Source organism: Kitasatospora sp. CMC57 (assembly GCF_045866025.2).
Taxonomy (GTDB): Bacteria; Actinomycetota; Actinomycetes; order Streptomycetales; family Streptomycetaceae; genus Kitasatospora.
On sequence record NZ_AP035881.2, the window covers coordinates 3,540,710 to 3,559,299 of the forward strand.

17 protein-coding genes are annotated in these 18,590 nt (G+C 69.8%); 8 read left to right on the plus strand and 9 right to left on the minus strand.

Features of this window, described 5'->3' with window-relative positions:
• Positions 1-33 precede the first annotated feature (33 nt).
• The gene (locus ACKUU6_RS15625) at positions 34-690 is read right to left on the minus strand and encodes a TOPRIM nucleotidyl transferase/hydrolase domain-containing protein (RefSeq protein WP_407989148.1); all 657 of its coding nucleotides are present in this window, start codon (positions 688-690) and stop codon (positions 34-36) included.
• Positions 691-803: 113 nt separating this feature from the next.
• On the opposite strand from ACKUU6_RS15625, the gene ACKUU6_RS15630 reads away from it, so the two are divergent.
• Positions 804-1,367, plus strand: a complete 564-nt coding sequence (locus tag ACKUU6_RS15630) for a dihydrofolate reductase family protein (RefSeq protein ID WP_407989149.1) — start codon at positions 804-806, stop codon at positions 1,365-1,367.
• Between the two features lie 95 nt (positions 1,368-1,462).
• Here ACKUU6_RS15630 and dnaB read toward each other — a convergent pair whose 3' ends face one another.
• Positions 1,463-2,920 carry a replicative DNA helicase gene (gene dnaB / locus ACKUU6_RS15635; protein ID WP_407992139.1) on the minus strand — a complete coding sequence of 486 codons (1,458 nt, stop codon included), beginning with the start codon at positions 2,918-2,920 and terminating at the stop codon, positions 1,463-1,465.
• 539 nt (positions 2,921-3,459) lie between these two features.
• Between dnaB and ACKUU6_RS15640 the strand changes: the two genes are divergently transcribed.
• Complete coding sequence (locus ACKUU6_RS15640) at positions 3,460-4,788, plus strand: MATE family efflux transporter (protein ID WP_407989150.1); 1,329 nt, start codon at positions 3,460-3,462, stop codon at positions 4,786-4,788.
• A gap of 92 nt (positions 4,789-4,880) precedes the next feature.
• Here the strand turns inward: ACKUU6_RS15640 and rplI are convergent, their stop codons facing one another.
• The 4 genes from rplI to rpsF form a co-directional block, all read right to left on the minus strand.
• Positions 4,881-5,327: a 50S ribosomal protein L9 gene (gene rplI / locus ACKUU6_RS15645; protein ID WP_407989151.1), complete on the minus strand. Its 447-nt coding sequence runs from the start codon at positions 5,325-5,327 to the stop codon at positions 4,881-4,883.
• A 17-nt stretch (positions 5,328-5,344) separates the two neighbouring features.
• Positions 5,345-5,581: a 30S ribosomal protein S18 gene (gene rpsR / locus ACKUU6_RS15650; RefSeq protein ID WP_030270170.1), complete on the minus strand. Its 237-nt coding sequence runs from the start codon at positions 5,579-5,581 to the stop codon at positions 5,345-5,347.
• Positions 5,582-5,648: 67 nt separating this feature from the next.
• A complete protein-coding gene (locus tag ACKUU6_RS15655; protein ID WP_407989152.1) occupies positions 5,649-6,269 on the minus strand; it encodes a single-stranded DNA-binding protein in 621 nt (206 codons plus the stop codon).
• Between the two features lie 102 nt (positions 6,270-6,371).
• Complete coding sequence (gene rpsF, locus ACKUU6_RS15660; RefSeq protein ID WP_057228543.1) at positions 6,372-6,662, minus strand: 30S ribosomal protein S6; 291 nt, start codon at positions 6,660-6,662, stop codon at positions 6,372-6,374.
• Between the two features lie 281 nt (positions 6,663-6,943).
• On the opposite strand from rpsF, the gene ACKUU6_RS15665 reads away from it, so the two are divergent.
• The 3 genes from ACKUU6_RS15665 to ACKUU6_RS15675 all read left to right on the plus strand — a co-directional run bounded on the left by ACKUU6_RS15665 (position 6,944) and on the right by ACKUU6_RS15675 (position 9,620).
• Positions 6,944-7,249, plus strand: a complete 306-nt coding sequence (locus ACKUU6_RS15665) for a hypothetical protein (protein ID WP_407989153.1) — start codon at positions 6,944-6,946, stop codon at positions 7,247-7,249.
• Between the two features lie 199 nt (positions 7,250-7,448).
• Positions 7,449-8,567, plus strand: a complete 1,119-nt coding sequence (locus ACKUU6_RS15670) for a lipid II:glycine glycyltransferase FemX (RefSeq protein ID WP_407989154.1) — start codon at positions 7,449-7,451, stop codon at positions 8,565-8,567.
• A 30-nt stretch (positions 8,568-8,597) separates the two neighbouring features.
• Entirely contained in the window at positions 8,598-9,620 is a 1,023-nt protein-coding gene (locus ACKUU6_RS15675; RefSeq protein WP_407989155.1) for an alanine racemase, read from the plus strand.
• 180 nt (positions 9,621-9,800) lie between these two features.
• Here the strand turns inward: ACKUU6_RS15675 and ACKUU6_RS15680 are convergent, their stop codons facing one another.
• Both ACKUU6_RS15680 and ACKUU6_RS15685 read right to left on the minus strand, forming a co-directional pair.
• Entirely contained in the window at positions 9,801-11,345 is a 1,545-nt protein-coding gene (locus ACKUU6_RS15680; protein WP_407989156.1) for a glycosyltransferase family 87 protein, read from the minus strand.
• A 122-nt stretch (positions 11,346-11,467) separates the two neighbouring features.
• Positions 11,468-14,044, minus strand: a complete 2,577-nt coding sequence (locus tag ACKUU6_RS15685) for a transglycosylase domain-containing protein (protein WP_407989157.1) — start codon at positions 14,042-14,044, stop codon at positions 11,468-11,470.
• Between the two features lie 322 nt (positions 14,045-14,366).
• On the opposite strand from ACKUU6_RS15685, the gene ACKUU6_RS15690 reads away from it, so the two are divergent.
• The 3 genes from ACKUU6_RS15690 to ACKUU6_RS15700 all read left to right on the plus strand — a co-directional run bounded on the left by ACKUU6_RS15690 (position 14,367) and on the right by ACKUU6_RS15700 (position 17,713).
• On the plus strand, positions 14,367-15,038 hold the full coding sequence (locus ACKUU6_RS15690; RefSeq protein WP_407989158.1) for a PadR family transcriptional regulator: 672 nt from the start codon (positions 14,367-14,369) through the stop codon (positions 15,036-15,038).
• Between the two features lie 130 nt (positions 15,039-15,168).
• Positions 15,169-16,251, plus strand: coding sequence for an inositol-3-phosphate synthase (locus ACKUU6_RS15695; protein WP_407989159.1), 1,083 nt, complete (start codon positions 15,169-15,171; stop codon positions 16,249-16,251).
• Positions 16,252-16,408: 157 nt separating this feature from the next.
• A complete protein-coding gene (locus ACKUU6_RS15700; RefSeq protein ID WP_407989160.1) occupies positions 16,409-17,713 on the plus strand; it encodes an MFS transporter in 1,305 nt (434 codons plus the stop codon).
• A 275-nt stretch (positions 17,714-17,988) separates the two neighbouring features.
• Here the strand turns inward: ACKUU6_RS15700 and ACKUU6_RS15705 are convergent, their stop codons facing one another.
• Complete coding sequence (locus ACKUU6_RS15705) at positions 17,989-18,495, minus strand: hypothetical protein (protein WP_407989161.1); 507 nt, start codon at positions 18,493-18,495, stop codon at positions 17,989-17,991.
• Positions 18,496-18,590: the final 95 nt, after the last annotated feature.

Consider the following 18,590-nt stretch of genomic DNA (forward strand, 5'->3'; position numbering starts at 1 on the left):
ATGGCGCCACACGGTGCCAACCTGGCTCACCGGCTAGAGCTGCGCGAGCAGGCGATCCAGCGGCCTGGGCACACCATCGAGGTCCAGCTCGTCCACGAGCGCTCGCGCGTACTGGCTCTTCCGCCCGCTGATCGTCCCCATGAAGCGCCGCAGTTGCCGCTCGACGTCGCGCTCCCGCTGGGCCGGCTGCTTCTGGAACACCCGGAAAGCCCGCAGGTCGCCCTGGGCCTCGAAGACCGCTTGCACGCGCTCGGCCCCGAGCGAACGGATCAGCTCCTCCTCCAGGTCGGCCACGCACACATGGAAGCCCAGCGGCTCCATGTCGGCACGAGCCAACTCCCGGCCGAGCCCGGCTCGCTCCAGCGCCCGCAGGAAGTACCCCTCCTCGCCCGCGTCACACAGCCCGGCCAGACCGACATCGAGCCCCTCGGGCCCCAGCAGAGCCAGGAACCTGCCGATGTTCGTCACTCCCCCGAGCGGAACGACGGCTATGCCCTCCGCCCCGAGATCCCTCCCGTGCCGCCCAGCCAGCGCTTCGAGCGCCACCTGGTCACTGACCCCCTCCACCAGCACCGCCGTGCGCACGGCCTGGCCCGCCAGCCCACGCGCCACGTCAGCGGACGCCGCAGCGCCCACCCCGCCGGCCGCCCACTCCCCCACCGCCAACCGGAACCGCCCCGTCGCATCCATGGGACCACCCTCTCAGTTGAGGAGAAGGGACTCGCCGTCGACGAACAACGGGACGCCAGGTGAGCGCCGCGTCGATCCGTGCGGATGCGACCGACCCACGGAAGGATGGCGCCATGCGGAGGCTGATCTACGGCATGAACCTGACCCTGGACGGCTACATCGCCACACCCGGCGACGACATCGGCTGGAGCGTGCCCAGCGACGAGCTGTTCCAGTTCTGGTCCGACCAGGTGCAGGCGACCGACCTCTCGCTGTACGGGCGCAAGCTGTGGCAGACGATGAGCTCCTACTGGCCGACCGCCGACCAGCAGCCCGACGCCACCCCGGAGCAGATCGAGTTCGCGCGCCGCTGGCGGAACATGTCGAAGGTGGTCTTCTCCTCGACGATCGACCACGTCGACTGGAACACCCGCCTGGTCACCGGCGACGCCGTCGCCGAGATCACCCGCCTCAAGACCGAGGACGGCGGCCCGATGGCCATCGGCGGCGCAACCCTCGCCGGCGCGGCCATGCGAGCCGGCCTGATCGACGAGTACCTGCTGGCCACCGTCCCGGTCCTGGTCGGCGGCGGCACACCGTTCTTCACCGCCCTGGACAGCTGGGTGAACCTGAACCTGGTGGAGACACGGACACTTCCCTGCGGCGTGATCCTGGCCAGGTACGAGACGAGACGCTGAGCACCCGTCACGCCGCCGACTCGATCAAGTCCGTCGGCGCAGTCGACAGCGCGCGTTCGATTCCGACCCGCCGTCCGAGACGCTACCGGGTCGGGTCACGTCACGTCCCGAGTCATGTCGACGAAGCGGGAGTAGTGGCCCTGGAAGGCGACCGTGATGGTGGCCGTGGGGCCGTTACGGTGCTTGGCGACGATCAGGTCGGCCTCGCCCGCGCGGGGGGACTCCTTCTCGTAGGCGTCCTCGCGGTGCAGCAGGATCACCATGTCGGCGTCCTGCTCGATCGATCCCGACTCGCGGAGGTCGGAGACCATCGGCTTCTTGTCGGTGCGCTGCTCCGGGCCACGGTTCAGCTGGGAGAGCGCGATGACCGGGACTTCGAGCTCCTTGGCCAGCAGTTTGAGGTTTCGGGACATGTCGGAGACCTCCTGCTGCCGGCTCTCGGCGCGGCGGGAGCCGCCGGACTGCATCAGCTGGAGGTAGTCGATGACCACCAGCTTGAGGTCCTGACGCTGTTTCAGCCGACGGCACTTGGCGCGGATCTCCATCATCGACAGGTTGGGCGAGTCGTCGATGTAGAGCGGTGCGGCGGTGACGTCCGGCATCCGGCGGGCCACCCGGGTCCAGTCGTCGTCGGTCATGTTGCCGGAGCGCATGTGGTGCAGCGCGACCCGCGCCTCGGCCGAGAGCAGGCGCATGGCGATCTCGTTGCGCCCCATTTCGAGCGAGAAGATCACGCTGGGCAGACCGTTGGTGATCGAACAGGCCCGGGAGAAGTCCAGCGCCAGGGTCGACTTGCCCATCGCGGGTCGGGCCGCGATGACGATCATCTGGCCCGGGTGCAGACCGTTGGTGAGCGCGTCCAGGTCGGCGAAGCCGGTGGGGACGCCGGACATCTGGCCCTGGCGGGAGCCGATCGCCTCGATCTCGTCGAGGGCGCCCTCCATGATGTCGGCGAGCGGGGCGTAGTCCTCGCTGGTGCGCTGCTCGGTGACGGCGTAGATCTCGGCCTGGGCCGCGTTGACGATCTCGTCGACGTCGCCCTCGGCGGCGTAGCCCATGCCCGCGATCCGGGTGCCGGCCTCGACCAGGCGGCGGAGGACGGCGCGCTCGTGGACGATCTCGGCGTAGTACTCGGCGTTGGCCGCGGTCGGGACGGAGTTGACCAGGGTGTGCAGGTAGCCCGGGCCGCCGACCCGGGTGAGTTCGCCGCGCTTGGTGAGCTCGCTGGCGACGGTGATCGGGTCGGCCGGCTCGCCGCGGGCGTAGAGGTCGAGGATGGCGCTGTGGATGAGCTCGTGGGCCGGGCGGTAGTAGTCGTGCGGCTTGAGCACCTCGACCACGTCGGCGATGGCGTCCTTGGAGAGCAGCATGCCGCCGAGCACGGACTGTTCGGCCGGGAGGTCCTGCGGCGGCACCCGCTCGAAGGCGTCGGAGCCGGCCCGGTCCTCGGCCGAGTCGGAGCCGCCGGAGTCCTTGCGCTTGTCGCCGCGCTGGAAGTTACCCTTGCCGAAGTTGCCGCCCCCACGGCCGCCGCCCTCGCTCTTGCGACTCACCGGGAGCCGGTCACCGGGGCCGTCCGGGAAGTCCGCCGGACCCGGCGGGAAGGCGTCGTCGGACGGCTGCCAGTCGTCCTCTGGTGGCGGGGCGTCGTGGTCGTCGTACTGGGGGCCGGTCACACGTCTTCCCCGATCAGCGAGTGGTGCGAGTTGTTGCCAGGCGGAGGGAGTGGGGTGGTCCTCCTTCTTACGCCACCGCACCGACAAATCGCCCGAGAGCGACCAACGCTAAGGTGCCGGGTGCCGATCGGCCAAGATGGTTATCCACAGGGCATGTGGACGACGGGCCCATACCTGTGGAGAACTCCCGCAATCCTGTGCACAACCCTGTGGACCCCGCTGTGGACAACCCGCACAGGTGTTCATCACACCAGCCGTGACCTGCGACGACGCCACCCCTCGGCTGTGCATGAGAAATACTTCACACCACCGCCCGGACGGCGGCCCGACGGCTTCCCCCGACCAGTCGCTCGCTGCTTCGAGTAAGAGATCAATGCCTCTTGCAGTCATTACCTGTGGATGAGTAGCCTTACCGAATGAAACCCGCCGCCGTCACCCGCCGCCGACACGACCGGGAGATCCTCGCCCTGGCGGTCCCCGCGTTCGGCGCCCTGGTCGCCGAACCGCTCTTCCTGATGGCCGACTCCGCCATCGTCGGCCACCTCGGCACCGCCCAGCTGGCCGGTCTCGGCATCGCCAGCGCGGTCCTCTCCACCGTGACCGGCGTGTTCGTCTTCCTGGCGTACGCCACCACCGCCGCAGTGGCCCGCCGGATCGGCGCGGGTGACCGCCGGGCCGCGGTGCAGCAGGGCATCGACGGCATCTGGCTGGCGCTGCTGCTGTCGGTCGGCGTCGTGGCGCTCACCGTCCCGTTCGCCCCGCAGGCGGTGGACGCGCTCGGCGCCTCGGCGACCGCCGCCCCGTACGCCGTCACGTACCTGCGGATCAGCGCCCTCGGCATACCGGCGGTGCTGCTGGTGCTGGCCGCCACCGGCGTGCTGCGCGGACTGCAGGACACCCGGACCCCGCTCCGGGTCGCGGTGGCCGGCTTCGCGGCCAACCTGCTGCTGAACCTCGGCCTGGTGTACGGCGCCGGTCTCGGCGTGGCCGGTTCGGCCTGGGGCACCGTGCTGGCGCAGACCGGGATGGCCGCGGTGTACGTGCTGGTGGTGGTCCGGGGTGCCCGCAGAGAGGGGGCCGGGCTGCGGCCCGATCCGCGCGGCATCCGGGCCTGTGCCAGGGCCGGCGGTCCGCTGCTGGTCCGTACGCTCAGCCTGCGCGGGGTGCTGATGGTGGCCACGGCGGTGGCCGCGACGCTCGGCGACGTGGAGGTGGCGGCCCATCAGATCGCCATGACCATCTGGGTGTTCCTGGCCTTCGTCCTGGACGCGATCGCGATCGCCGGGCAGGCCATCATCGGCCGCTACCTGGGCGCCGCCGACGTGCCCGGCACCCGAGCGGCCACCCGCCGGATGATCGAGTGGGGCCTGCTGGTGGGCGTGCTGCTCGGACTGCTTCTGGTGCTGACCCGACCGCTGTACGTACCGCTGTTCAGCGCCGATTCGGTGGTCCGGCAGCAGCTCTCGGATGTCCTGCTGCTGGTGGCGCTGACCGAGCCGGTGGCCGGGGTGGTGTTCGTGCTGGACGGAGTGCTGATGGGCGCAGGGGACGGCCGGTACCTGGCTTGGGCGGGCCTCGCCACCTTCGTGGTGTTCACCCCGGTGGCCCTGCTGGTCCCGGCGCTGGGCGGCGGTCTGGCGGCGCTCTGGTGGGCGATGAACCTGTTCATGCTGTGCCGCGCCGCGTTCCTCTGCCTCCGGGTCAGGACCGGGGCCTGGCTGGTCACCGGCGCGGTCCGCAGCTGACCCGGGACGCGAAGACGGGGAACACCGGACGGGAACGCCGAACGGCCCGGCTCCCCCAAGGGGGTACCGGGCCGTTCGTACTACAGCGTGGCTCAGGCAGCGACGACGGCGACGTCGAGGTTGGCCTGGACGTCGGCGTGCAGCTTGACCGAGACCTTGTGGGTGCCCACGGTCTTGATCGGCGAGCCGATCGCGACAGCGCGCTTGTCCACGGCCGGGCCGCCGGCAGCCTTGACGGCAGCCACGACGTCGGCCTGGGTCACCGAGCCGAAGAGGCGGCCGGCGTCGCCGGAGCGAACGGCCAGCTGGACCTGAAGGCCCTCGAGCTGCCCCTTGACCGCAGTGGCGGCCTCGAGGGTCTGGATCGAGTGGATCTTGCGGGCGCGACGGATCGCGTCCACGTCCTTCTGGCCGCCCTTGGTCCAGCGGATGGCGAAGCCACGCGGGACCAGGAAGTTGCGGGCGTAGCCGTCCTTGACCTCGACGACCTCACCGGCACTGCCGAGGCCGGGGACCTCGTGAGTGAGGATGATCTTCATTCTTCGGTCACCCTCTCTTAGCGCGTGGTGGAGGTGTAGGGCAGCAGCGCCATCTCACGGCTGTTCTTCACGGCCGTGGCGACGTCACGCTGGTGCTGGGTGCAGTTGCCGGTGACCCGGCGGGCGCGGATCTTCCCGCGGTCGGAGATGAACTTGCGGAGCAAGTTCGTGTCCTTGTAGTCAACGTAGTTGACCTTGTCCTTGCAGAAGACGCAAACCTTCTTCTTAGGCTTGCGAGCAGGCGGCTTCGCCATCATGTGCTCCTGTGATTACGAAATCTGTCAGCATGACCGGGCTTCTGACAGCCCGGTACGCACCGCTTTAGAACGGGGGCTCTTCCGAGAAGCCGCCACCGGCCGGGGCACCCCAACCGCCGCCGCCACCCTGGTTACCACCAGGGGCCGGAGCGCTGGAAGCCCACGGGTCGTCGGACGGAGCGGACTGGCCGCCACTGGAGCTTCCACCCCAGTTGCCGCCGCCCTGGTTGCCGCCGGAGCCGCCCCAGGAACCGCCCTGGCCGCCGCCAGCCTGCTGGCCGCCGCCGCCGAAGCCACCACCGCCGCCAGGACCGCCGGAGCGGTTGGCGCGGGTGACCTTGGCGGTCGCCGAACGCAGGCTGGGACCGACCTCGTCGACCTCGACCTCGAAGACCGTCCGCTTCTCGCCTTCCTTGGTCTCGTAAGACCGCTGGCGCAGTCGGCCCTGCACGATCACGCGCATGCCGCGCTGCAGCGACTCGGCCACGTTCTCCGCCGGCTGACGCCAGACGTTGCACGTGAGGAAGAGGCTCTCGCCGTCCTTCCACTCGTTGGTCTGACGGTCGAAGGTGCGCGGGGTGGACGCGATACGGAACTTCGCGACCGCCGCACCCGACGGGGTGAAGCGCAGCTCGGGGTCGTCGACGAGATTGCCGACGAGGGTGATGACGGTCTCGCCTGCCATGGATGGTGACCTCTCGGAAAGAAGTTCTGCGGTGCTCGTCCGCTGTTTCACGTGAAACAACGGACGTGAGCCCACCTGACGCCTAGGGCGTCAGGAAGTGGCTCAGTGGGTGTCCGGGCGCAGGACCTTGGTCCGCAGAACCGACTCGCTCAGGCTGAGCTGGCGGTCGAGCTCCTTGACGACCTCAGGCGTGGCCTTGAGGTCGATGACCGAGTAGATGCCCTCGGACTGCTTGTTGATCTCGTACGCCAGGCGACGACGACCCCAGGTGTCGATCTTCTCGACCTTGCCGCCACCGGTGCGGACAACGTTGAGGAAGTTCTCGATCAGCGGGGCGACAGCGCGCTCCTCGACCGAAGGGTCGAGGATGAGCATCAGCTCGTAGTGACGCATGGGTAACCCACCTCCTTTGGACTCAGCGGCCACGGTCTCTCCGTGGCAGGAGGGTTGTGCAGCGTCGGCACCGGTGCGTGGCGCCGTACCGAGAACGTAGCCCTCGGCACTGACAACCGGCTCCCAGCCCGGTGAAGGGCAGACGGGGGCACAACTACACCAGTGCAGACCGCACAGCCTACCCGCACCCGTACGGACCAACAAAATGCGCACGGGTTGTGATCCATCACCCAATCGCCGCAATCTGGACAGAACGGCTCTTCCACCAGGAGGTGGGCTCCATGGCTCAGACCGTCCGCCGTACTCCGCCGTTCACCCTCAACACCGACGGCCACCGGCATCCGCGCGAGAACACGCTGGTCGGCGTCGCCGCCGTGTTCGGCCTGCTGGCCTTCACCACGGCGTTCTTCCACAACCTGCACGTCATCAGTGCCTGGGCCGGGCTGGTCGGCATCATCGCCGCCCTCTGGGGCCAGTTCATCTCGGTCACCACGGCGGAGCGGTTCGTGCTGATGGTGTCCCTGGGCATGGCCGCGGTCGGGTTCTACCTGGGGATGGCCCATGGGGGTCTCCTCGGGGGCGCGTGACCGACCCCGCGCGCTGACTCGTCGAAGACGAGCCCGCGCCAGGCGTAACCTCCGGCGCCCCCGTCCCGTACATACCTGTACACAGCTGCGACGGGGGCGCCACCATGCCCTCCGGCGACCCCGGGCAGCCGGGCCAGAAACGGACCATTCGGGCGATAGGGTCACCCTGGACCGGCCGACCCAGAAGGAGCACCCCAGCATGAGCCTGCGCCTGAGGACGATCACCCGCGACGAACACCTGGCGTTCATCAGGACGCGCCCGTCGGCCAGCCACATGCAGGTGCCGTCCTGGGGCGACGTCAAGTCCGAGTGGCGCACCGAGAGCATCGGCTGGCTCGACGCGAGCGACCAGCTGGTCGGGGCCGGGCTGGTGCTCTACCGCCAGCTGCCCAAGCTGAAGCGCTACCTGGCCTACCTGCCCGAAGGCCCGGTGATCGACTGGTTCGACCCGGATCTCGGCCGGTGGCTCGACCCGATGCTGGCGCACCTCAGGTCGCAGGGCGCCTTCTCGGTGAAGATGGGCCCCCCGGTCGTGATCCGCCGGTGGAACGCGCCCACCATCAAGGACGCGATCGCCGAGAAGCACGCCAAGCGCCTCCGCGACCTGGAGCCCGACTGGTACGAGCCGCGCGCCTTCGAACTGGCCGAGCGGCTGCGCAAGTCCGGATGGCTGCAGGGCGAGGACGGCGGCGCGGGCTTCGGTGACGTACAGCCGAGGTACGTGTTCCAGGTCCCGCTGGCCGACCGCTCGCTGGACGACGTCCAGAAGGGCTTCAACCAGCTCTGGCGTCGGAACATCAAGAAGGCCGAGAAGAGCGGCGTCGAGGTGGTCCAGGGCGGCTACGAGGACCTCGCGGTCTTCCACAGGTTGTACGTGGTGACCGCCGAGCGGGACCACTTCACGCCCCGTCCGCTCTCGTACTTCCAGCGGATGTGGACGGCGCTGACCGCCGAGGACCCGAACCGGATGCGGCTCTACCTGGCGTACCACGAGGGCGAGCCGCTGGCGGCCACCACGATGCTGACGGTCGGTGAGCACGTCTGGTACTCCTACGGCGCCTCGGCCAACCACAAGCGCGAGGTCAAGCCGTCGAACGCGATCCAGTGGCGGATGATCCGGGACTCGTACGCGCTCGGCGGGAGCATCTACGACCTGCGCGGGATCAGCGACACGCTGGACGAGGACGACCACCTGTTCGGGCTGATCCAGTTCAAGGTCGGCACCGGCGGCCAGGCCGCCGAGTACGTCGGCGAGTGGGACTTCCCGCTCAACAAGCTGCTGCACAAGGCCCTGGACATCTACATGTCCCGCCGCTGACCGACCGTCACTCCCCGGGGAGAGAAGCCGATGACCCTGTCGCTGTACCTGGACACCGCCCGGTGGCGGGCCCATCAGCAGTCCGTGCTGGCCGAGTTCCCCGGCCTGGTGCCGGTGGCCAAGGGCAACGGCTACGGGGTCGGCAACGCCCGGCTGGCCGAGGAGGCGAACCGGCTCGGCACCGGGTTGCTGGCGGTCGGCACCGCCGACGAGGCCCGGGCGGCGGCCGGGGTCTTCGACGGCGAGCTGCTGGTGCTCACCCCGTACCGGACCGGTGAGGAGCCGCTGCCGCTCGGGGTGATCCGCACGGTGGCGCACCTGGAGGCGGCCCGCGCGCTGCCGGCCGGCTCCCGGGTGGTGGTGGAATGCATGACCTCGATGCGGCGGCACGGCATCGCGCCCGGTGACCTGGCGCACCTGCCCACCGAGGGGCTCGGTGTGGAGGGCTTCGCACTGCACCTCCCGCTGGACCGTCCGGACCGTTCCGACCCGGTGGCCGAGGTGGCGGAGTGGGTGGACGCGATCGCGGCGGCCGGGCTGCCGACCGGCACGGTCTACCTGAGCCATCTGGGCTCGGCCGACCTGGCCCGGCTGGCGCGGCGGTACCCGGCCACCGTCTTCCGCTCCCGGATCGGCACTCGGCTCTGGCTCGGCGACCCGGCCGCGCTCCAGGCCAGGGCCACCGTCATGGACGTCACACCGGTCGGCAGGGGCGACCGGTACGGCTACCGCCAGCACCGGGCGCCCTCGGACGGTCACCTGCTGGTGGTCTCCGGCGGCACCGCGCACGGGGTGGGCCTGGAGGCCCCCAAGTACGTGCACGGAATGGTGCCCCGGGCCAAGGGCCTGGCCAGAGCGGGGCTTGCGACCGTCAACCGCACGCTCTCGCCGTACGCCTGGACCGGCAGACAGCTCTGGTTCGCCGAGCCGCCGCACATGCAGGTGAGCATCCTGTTCCTGCCCGTCGGCGGCAAGCCGCCGGTGATCGGCGACGAGCTGGCGCTGAACACCCGGCACACCACGACGCACTTCGACCGGGTGGTGGACGGCTGAGCTCAGCCGGACGGCTAGGCCCTGTCCGGGCGATCTTGCCGGACGTGCAACGCCGGATCATCCCGGCTGGACGCACGGCCGGAACGCCCAAGTACGACCCAGTACGAGGCCGTTCCGGCCGCACGCCCAGCCGGGCGCCCGACGCCGCACGCTGATCCGACAAGATCGCCCGGACAGGACCTAGTCGTTCCGGATCTGGCTCTGCTCGGGCAGCCACTCGGCGTCCTCGGCGAGCCGGTACTCCTCGTAGCTGCGCTCCTCGCGCAGCCGACGGGCCCCGCCGAGCACGAAGACGTCCGGCGCGTGGTCCAGCACGCCGCCCGACGGGTCGTCACTGCCGTCCCAGCGCACCGGGTCCAGCTCCGGGCGGAGGATGTCGCGGACCACCAGGTAGCACAGGTACAGCGTGCCGAGCAGGTGGAGCACGATCGCCAGGTGGTACCAGTCCTGGCCGATGCCGTGCTGCTTGGAGTCACCGGTGAAGGCCAGGTAGGACCAGACGCCGAGGAAGTACAGCACCTCGCAGGCCTGCCAGATAAGGAAGTCCCGCCAGCGCGGCCGGGCCAGCGCGGCGAGCGGGATCAGCCAGAGCACGTACTGCGGTGAGTAGACCTTGTTGGTCAGGATGAACGCCGCCACCACCAGGAAGGCCAGCTGGGCGAAGCGCGGGCGGCGCGGCGCGGAGAGCGCGAGCCAGCAGATCCCCAGGCAGCTCAGGATCAGCAGGCCGGCGATCCAGGTGTTCAGGGTCTCCAGCTGCTTGCCGCGGTCCTGCATGAGGATCAGCCAGAACGAGCCGAAGTCCTCCTTGCGGGTCTGGCTGAAGGTGTAGAAGGTGGCCCAGCCCTTCCAGTTGGCCGCCATCACCGGCAGGTTGACCAGCAGCCAGGCGCCGACCGCACCGCCGGTGGCCGCCCAGAAGGCCCGCCAGCGGCCGGCCCGCCAGCAGAGCACCAGCAGCGGGCCGAGCAGGAGCAGCGGGTAGAGCTTGGCCGCAGTGGCCAGGCCGATGAAGACACCGGCCCAGACCGGGCGACGGCCGGACCAGTAGGCCATCGCGACGGCGCAGAAGGCGACCGCCAACAGGTCCCAGTTGATGGTGAAGTTGAGGGCCAGCGCGGGTGCCAGCGCGAACAGCAGCGCGTCCCAGGGGCGGCGGCGGTGAGTCCGGGTGAGCGCGACCACGGTGACCACCGCGCAGACCGTCAGCATCCCGGCGTTGACCAGCCAGAACAGCTGCTCGCGGGTCTCGGTCGAACCCCCGCCGGGGGTCAGCCAGGCGGCCACCTGCATGAACAGGCCGGTCAGCACGGGGTATTCGAGGTACTGCATGTCCGGGCTCGGCTGCGGCAGCATGTCGATGTACGGGGTCAGCCCGCTGGCGAAGCCGCGCCAGGTGTACAGGTGCGGGATGTCGCTGTAACAGGCGTGGGTGTACTGGGTGGTGGCGCCGCGGAACCAGCCGCCGTCGTAGCAGGGCAGCTTCTGGATCATGCCGAGCACGCAGACCACGATCACCGCGACGGCCAGGAAGCGGGCCGGGATCCACCAGTTGACGCCGAGCAGGGCCCGGCGTCCCGGCGGGCCGCCGAACAGTTCACTGCCCGCCGCGGAGACCGGGTCCTCGTCCGCGGGGACGACCACCGTGTTCGGCAGCGGGGCCGCCTCTTCGTCCACCGGCACCGTGGCCGTGCTGCCGTTCTCGTCCCGAGCGCTCGACGTCATGGCGGACATGATGCCGCACCGGTCCGCCCGGGAGGAGCTGCCCCCGCCCACCGAATCGGAACGCGCCGGTGGCGGCCCTCCCGGAGGAGGACCGCCACCTGGTGCTGCCGGGGCCGGGCCGGTCAGGGAGTGGTGTTGGCCGCCGGATCGGGTGAGGGACTCGCAGACGCCGAACCGCTCGGCTTGGTCGGCTTGGTCCTGGTCGGCGACGGCGAGCCGCTCGGGCAGAACGCCGGGATCAGGCAGGACTCGGTGGCGCTCGGGGTGGCGGTCGGCGTGGCCGGCGCGCTCGGGCTGAGCGTCGGGGTCGGCGGCGCGATGGTGGTCGGGTCGGGCACCGGCGTGGTCGCGGTCGCCGAGGCGGAGGCCGAGGCAGTGGCCGGGGCGCCCGAGGAGTCGACCTGCTCGCCGATCTCGGCCGGCTTCGGGAAGGGTTCCTTCGGCTGACCGTTCATGATGATCTTCATGTAGCGGACGAAGACGTCGGTCGGGAAGTCACCACCGTGCACCTCGTCCTTGCCGGCGGTGCCGTCCAGCGAGATCAGACCGGGCTTGCCCGGCTCCTCCCGCCACATGCCGACCGAGGTGACCAGCGAGGGGGTGTAGCCGACCCACCAGGCCGACAGGCCCTTGTCGGTGGTGCCGGTCTTGCCCGCGATCGGCCGGCCGAGCGCGTTGGTCTTCTCACCGGTACCGCTCTTGGCCACGGTCGTCAGCACGTCGGTGACGTTGTCCGCGACCGCCTCCTCCAGCACCGGCTTGGGGGTCGGCTTGGCGAAGGCCTTCAGCTCGACGCCCTCGCGGACCACCTTGCTGACCGAGTACGGGTCGGTCTGCTGGCCCCGGGCCGCGAACACCGAGTAGGCCGACGCCATCCGGATCGCACTGGGGGTGGAGGTGCCGAGCGGGAAGGTGGTGGTCGAGGAGTCGGCCAGGCTGTCGTGGCGCAGGCCCATCTGCTCCGCCAGGGTGCCCACCACCTTGGTGCCGACGTCCTGGCCGAGCTGCACGAAGGGAACGTTGTACGAGTTGCGCATCGCTTCCCTGAGCGAGACGTAGCCCGGCATCGCCTTCCCGCTGTTCTTCTGGTGGTACGGCTTGCCGTCGTCGCCGATCACCGGGGACCCGTCCGGCTTGTGGATCTCGGACTTGTCGTCGGCCAGGTAGCGGCTGTCCGCGTTGATCCGCTTCGGCTTGCCGTCATTGCCGGTCTCGGTCTGCACGCCGTACTGCATCGCGGCGGCCAGCACGAAGGGCTTGAAGGTCGAGCCGACCGGGATACCGAGGGTGTCGGCGTTGTTGGTGTGGTGGCCCAGCTCGACGCCGGGGCCGCCGTAGATCGCCACGATCGCACCGTCGTTCGGCAGCACCGAGGCCGCACCGATCTGGACGAAGGTGTCCTCCTTGCGCTTGTCCGGCTTCAGCGTGTCGGCCTGGAAGTCGTCGACCGCCTTCTTCAGCGCGTCCACCTTGTCCTTCTGGAAGGTGGTGTGGATCTGGTAGCCGCCCTTGGCGAGGGCGGCCTCGGTGATGGTCTTGTCCTTGCTCATCACGTACTTGTTGGCCAGCTCGACCATGTAGCTGACCTGGCCGTTCATGCTGGCCGGGGGCTTCTTGGTGATCGGCTCGGGGAAGGTGGCACAGCCGGCCCGCTTCTCCTTGGTGATGGCGCCGGTGGTGACCATCCGGTCCAGCACCTCGTTCCAGCGCTTGACCGCCCGCTCGTGGTTGGCCGGGCTGGTGGCCGGGTCGTACAGCGCGGCGCCCTTGAGCAGACCGGCCAGCAACGCGCTCTGGCAGAGGTTGAGGTCCTTGGCGTTCACCCCGTAGTACGCCTGGGCGGCGGCCTGGGCGCCGGTGGCGCCGCGGCCGAACCAGCTGGTGTTCAGGTAGCCGGTGAGGATCGCGGGCTTGCCCTCCTCCTGGTTCACCTTGAGGGTGATGAAGAGCTCCCGGACCTTCCGGCTGAGGGTCTGGTCCTGACTCAGGTAGGCGTTCTTGACGTACTGCTGGGTGATGGTCGAGCCGCCCTGGGTCTCGCCGCCGGTGGCCATGTTGTAGACGGCCCGGGCGATGCCCTTGGGGTCGATGCCACTGTCGTCCCAGAACGACGCGTTCTCGGTCGAGATGGCGGCGTCCTGGAGGTCCTTGCTGATGTCGCCGAGCTGGACCACCTGTCGGTTGGTGTCGCCCTGACGGGTCATCTCACTGCCGTCGGCCCAGTAGTAGATGTTGTTCTGGCTCTCCACGACCTTGTTCACGTCGGGGATCGGCGTCATCGCGTAGGCGATGCCGACCGCACCCACACCGGCGCCGAAGAACAGCAGGAAGACGCTCAACTGCAGCTTCCAGGACGGGATCCAGCGCCGGAAGCCGGTCTTGCCGAAGCGCGGGTAGTCGATGAACCGCTTCTTGGCCGGCTTCCCGTTCCGTCCCACCGGGGGCGCGCCGGGAGCGGCCGCACCCCGGCGGGCGTTGCCGCCGCCGCTGCGGTTGGCCTGCTGCCTGCGCATCTCGGCCCGGGTCAGCCGGGGCTGCTGGCCGGTGGGCCGGCCTCCCGAGGGGCGTCCGCCGCCAGCGGCGTACGAGGGCGCGCCCTCCGGCGGGCTGCCGTAGGCGTACGGGCGTCCGTCGTCGGCCTGGTGGCCCGACGGGTCCTCGCCGTCCGGGGTGGACGACCTCCGGCGGTGTTCGCTCATCTTCCAGCCACTCCTCGGTCCTCGCGCACGGCCGACAGCCCGTGCACACGCGACAGAGTACGCAGCTATAAATCACTACTAATCGGTCATCAGGTATCAATAGCCGCATAACGGCACCAGATCATTACATGCCCGTTGCCAACCTGCCCCCGGTCAGCCCTTGACGGGGGCTCAGCTCCGCACCTGGGACATCCTGTGATCACATTCACCCGAGTCGCTCTTGCCCGTTCCGTGACCCAGGTTTACTGTTCTCGATATATCGAGCCGATACATCGGAGCGACATAACGCACGGGCATACCGGCGGAGGGAGGCGGAACGGCAGTGAGCAGGCGCTCGGGAGTCCTGGAGTTCGCCGTCCTCGGCCTGTTGCACGACGCCCCGATGCACGGCTACGAGCTCCGCAAGCGGCTCAACGTCCTGCTCGGCTCGTTCCGCGCGTTCTCCTACGGCACGCTCTACCCCTGCCTGAAGAGCCTGGTGGCCCAGGGTTTCCTGGTCGAGGACAACCCGGACACCGAGTACGTCCCCGCCACCGCGCTCAACGGCAAGCGATCGAAGATCGTCTACCGGCTGTCCGCCGAGGGCAAGCAGCGCTTCGAGGAGCTGCTCGCCGACTCCGGTCCTGACGCCTGGGAGGACGAGCACTTCGGGGTGCACTTCGCCTTCTTCGGTCAGACCGACCGGGCGGTGCGGATGCGCGTCCTGGAAGGGCGCCGGAGCCGGCTCGAGGAGCGGCTGGAGCGGATGCGCAGCTCGATCGCGCGCACCAGGGAGCGGTTCGACGACTACACGCTCGAACTGCAGCGGCACGGTCTGGAATCGGTGGAGCGCGAGGTCCGCTGGCTCAACGAGCTGATCGAGACCGAGCGGGCCAACCGGACCGGGCGCCCCGGCGCCGCCTCCGGTGACACCAGTACTTCGGACGGCCGTGGCCAGGAGGCCGGGTCTCCTGACCCGCCGAGGCCACCGCACGACCGCCCGGGGCGTTCCTGACGGAGCGCTGAACTCGCCGCCGCCCTCGGGTGCGTGCGGTGGGACTGGGCGCGTCGCGCCCACCAGAGAAGAGAAGTTGAGCGAGGCCGCCCGGTCGGGCGGGACTCATGATTCAAAGGGAGCAACCGGAATGGGTTCGGTTCGCGTAGCCATCGTGGGCGTCGGCAACTGTGCCGCGTCGCTGGTTCAGGGTGTCGAGTACTACAAGGACGCCGACCCCGCCGGCAAGGTCCCCGGGCTGATGCACGTGCAGTTCGGCGACTACCACGTCCGTGACGTGGAGTTCGTCGCCGCGTTCGACGTCGACGCCAAGAAGGTCGGCTTCGACCTCTCGGAGGCCATCGGCGCCAGCGAGAACAACACCATCAAGATCTGCGACGTGCCGCCGACCGGCGTCACCGTGCAGCGTGGTCACACCCTCGATGGTCTCGGCAAGTACTACCTCGAGACCATCGAGCAGTCCGACGAGGCCCCGGTCGACGTCGTGCAGGTCCTGAAGGACCGCCAGGTCGACGTCCTGGTCTGCTACCTGCCGGTGGGTTCCGAGGACGCCGCCAAGTTCTACGCCCAGTGCGCCATCGACGCCAAGGTCGCGTTCGTCAACGCCCTCCCGGTCTTCATCGCCGGCACCAAGGAGTGGGCGGACAAGTTCACCGAGGCCGGCGTGCCGATCGTCGGTGACGACATCAAGTCGCAGGTCGGCGCGACCATCACGCACCGCGTGATGGCGAAGCTCTTCGAGGACCGCGGTGTCCTGCTGGAGCGCACCATGCAGCTGAACGTCGGCGGCAACATGGACTTCAAGAACATGCTCGAGCGTGAGCGCCTCGAGTCCAAGAAGATCTCGAAGACCAACGCCGTCACCTCCCAGGTCCGGGACCGCGACCTGGGAGCGAAGAACGTCCACATCGGCCCGTCCGACTACGTGGCGTGGCTCGACGACCGCAAGTGGGCCTACGTCCGCCTCGAGGGTCGCGCCTTCGGCGACGTTCCGCTGAACCTCGAGTACAAGCTCGAGGTCTGGGACTCCCCGAACTCGGCCGGTGTCATCATCGACGCCGTCCGCGCCGCGAAGATCGCCCTGGACCGGGGCATCGGTGGCCCGATCCTGTCGGCGTCCTCGTACTTCATGAAGTCCCCGCCGGTGCAGTACTTCGACGACGAGGCCCGCGACAACGTGGAGAAGTTCATCCGCGGCGAGGTCGAGCGCTGAAGCGCCTGAGCTGACGGCCCGGGGGGCCCTGACCACTGGTCAGGGCCCCCCGGGCTTTCCGCTGGTGACGACGGGTCGGGCGCCCCGGCCAGGAGCCGGCGGACATCCGGCCATGTTTCACGTGAAACAACGGCGCCGACCGTGGCACCCTTGGCGGGTGGCTCAGACGGGGAACGGCGGCAATCCGCTCATCGGCCTGTTCCGTACTGCCGATTTCCGGCGGCTGCTCACCGCACGAGTGCTCTCCCAGCTCTCCGACGGCGTCTTCCAGGTCTCGCTGGCCTCGTACGTGATCTTCTCGCCCGAACGGCAGTCCAGTCCGGCCGACATCGCCTCGGTGCTCCTGGTGCTGCTGCTGCCGTTCTCACTGATCGGCCCGTTCGCCGGCGTGCTGCTCGACCGCTGGCGCCGCCGACAGGTGCTGTACCTCGGCAACCTGGCCCGCTGCGGGCTCGGTCTGGTGACCGGTGCCCTGCTGCTGGCTCGGGTGCCGGACTGGCTCTTCCTCTGCGCGGCGCTGCTGGTCACCGCCCTCAACCGGTTCATCCTGGCCGGACTCTCCGCCGCCCTCCCCCGGGTGGTCGCCCACCCCGAGCAGCTGGTCACCGCCAACGCGCTCTCCCCCACCCTCGGCACCGTCGCCGCCTTCTGCGGCGGCGGCCTCGGCTTCGTGGTCCACCTGGTCCTGCCGCCGGGTCCCCGGGCCGACGCCCTGCTGGTCACCGTCGCCGCCCTGCTCTACCTCAGCGCCGGCCTGACCGCGCTCCGAATGGACCCCGACCTGCTCGGCCCCGACCACCACCCCGACCGGCCACCGCTCCGCCGGGCGCTCGGCCTGGCCGCCCGCGAGCTCGCCGAAGGCGTACGCCACCTGGTCCGGGACTGCCGACCGGCCGCCCACGCGCTGGCCGCCGTCACTGCCGCCCGGTTCTGCTACGGCATCCTGGTGGTGGTCCTGCTGATGCTGTCCCGCTACACCTTCAACGATCCCGCCGACAGCGCCGCCGGGATGGCCACCCTCGGCAAGGCCCTCGCCGTCTCCGCGGTCGGCTTCTTCGTCGCCGCCGTCATCAGCCCCTGGTGCACCCGCCGCCTCGGTCTCTCCGGCTGGCTCACCACCTGCGCCGCCTCCGCCGCCGTCTTCGTCCCCCCTCTCGGCCTGACCTTCTCCTTCGGCCCCGTCATGGCCGCCGCCCTGCTCCTCGGCGTGGTCACCCAGGGCATCAAGATCTGCGCCGACACCGTGGTCCAGGAGTCCGTCGAGGACGCCTACCGCGGCCGCGTCTTCGCCATCTACGACGTCCTGTTCAACCTCGCCTTCGTCGCTGCGGCCTTCGTCGCCGCCCTCGTCCTCCCCCTCGACGGCCGCTCCGTTCCGCTGATGCTCGGCGTCGCCGTGCTCTACGCTCTGACTGCCGTGCTGTACGCCCGCGCGGCCCGCCGGTCCCCCGTCCCGGCCTGACCGGCCCTCGAACGAGCCGGGGGTGGGTACTTCTACTATCCGCCCCCGGCTCTCAGCGGCGGACCGCTGGACCAACTCGTCCAGCTCCTCCGGCGTGGCGCCCTCGTCGATCGCCCTGAGCAGCCTCAGCCGCCGCCGCGCGATCGCCTTCTCCCCGTCGTCCAGCACCACCCGCTCCAGCCGGTCGACCCAGTCCGCCATCGCGTCGATCTTCCGGCTGTTCCGGCCGACCTCCACCGACAGCGCGTTCAGCAGGGGCACCACACTGGTGCTGATCACCGAGCGGACCGCCCGCTCGGCCACCGTGGCGACCGCCGCGTCCACCGACCCCTCGGGGTACCGGAACCGGTTGTCCACACCCCCGTCCACGGGGTTGTCCACAGCCTCGCGCCTGGCCTGCTGCTCGCGTCGAGCAGGTAGCACCGCACCTGACGTGCGGTTTCGCTGTCCCGCAGCAGCATCGCCACGTTCAGCACCGTCCGCCGGCTGAACAGCGCGAGCGACCTCGCCCGCGACTGGATCCCACTGACCTCCTTGAAGGAGGTCAGTCGCGAACCGCTCAGCACGGTGTAGCCGTTGGCCACCAGCTCGGCCCGGTGGTCGGCGACCACCGAGTAGACCGCCTTCTCCCCGACGCCGAAGTACCGCGCCACCGCATCGGTGGTCACGTGCACCCCGTCCGGCAGGAAGGCCAGCGCCTTCACCCGGTCCAGCACCTCGACCCGCTCGGCCACCGTCGCCCGCATCGTCGGGGACTCCAACAGGACCTCGTCCACAGCCATGGCTGCGTTCTCTCTCCGGGGGAGGAACGCCCTCCCCGCGGACAGCTCAGCATGACGCCCAATCAGCAGGCCCACTCAGCGACTGCGACCACTCA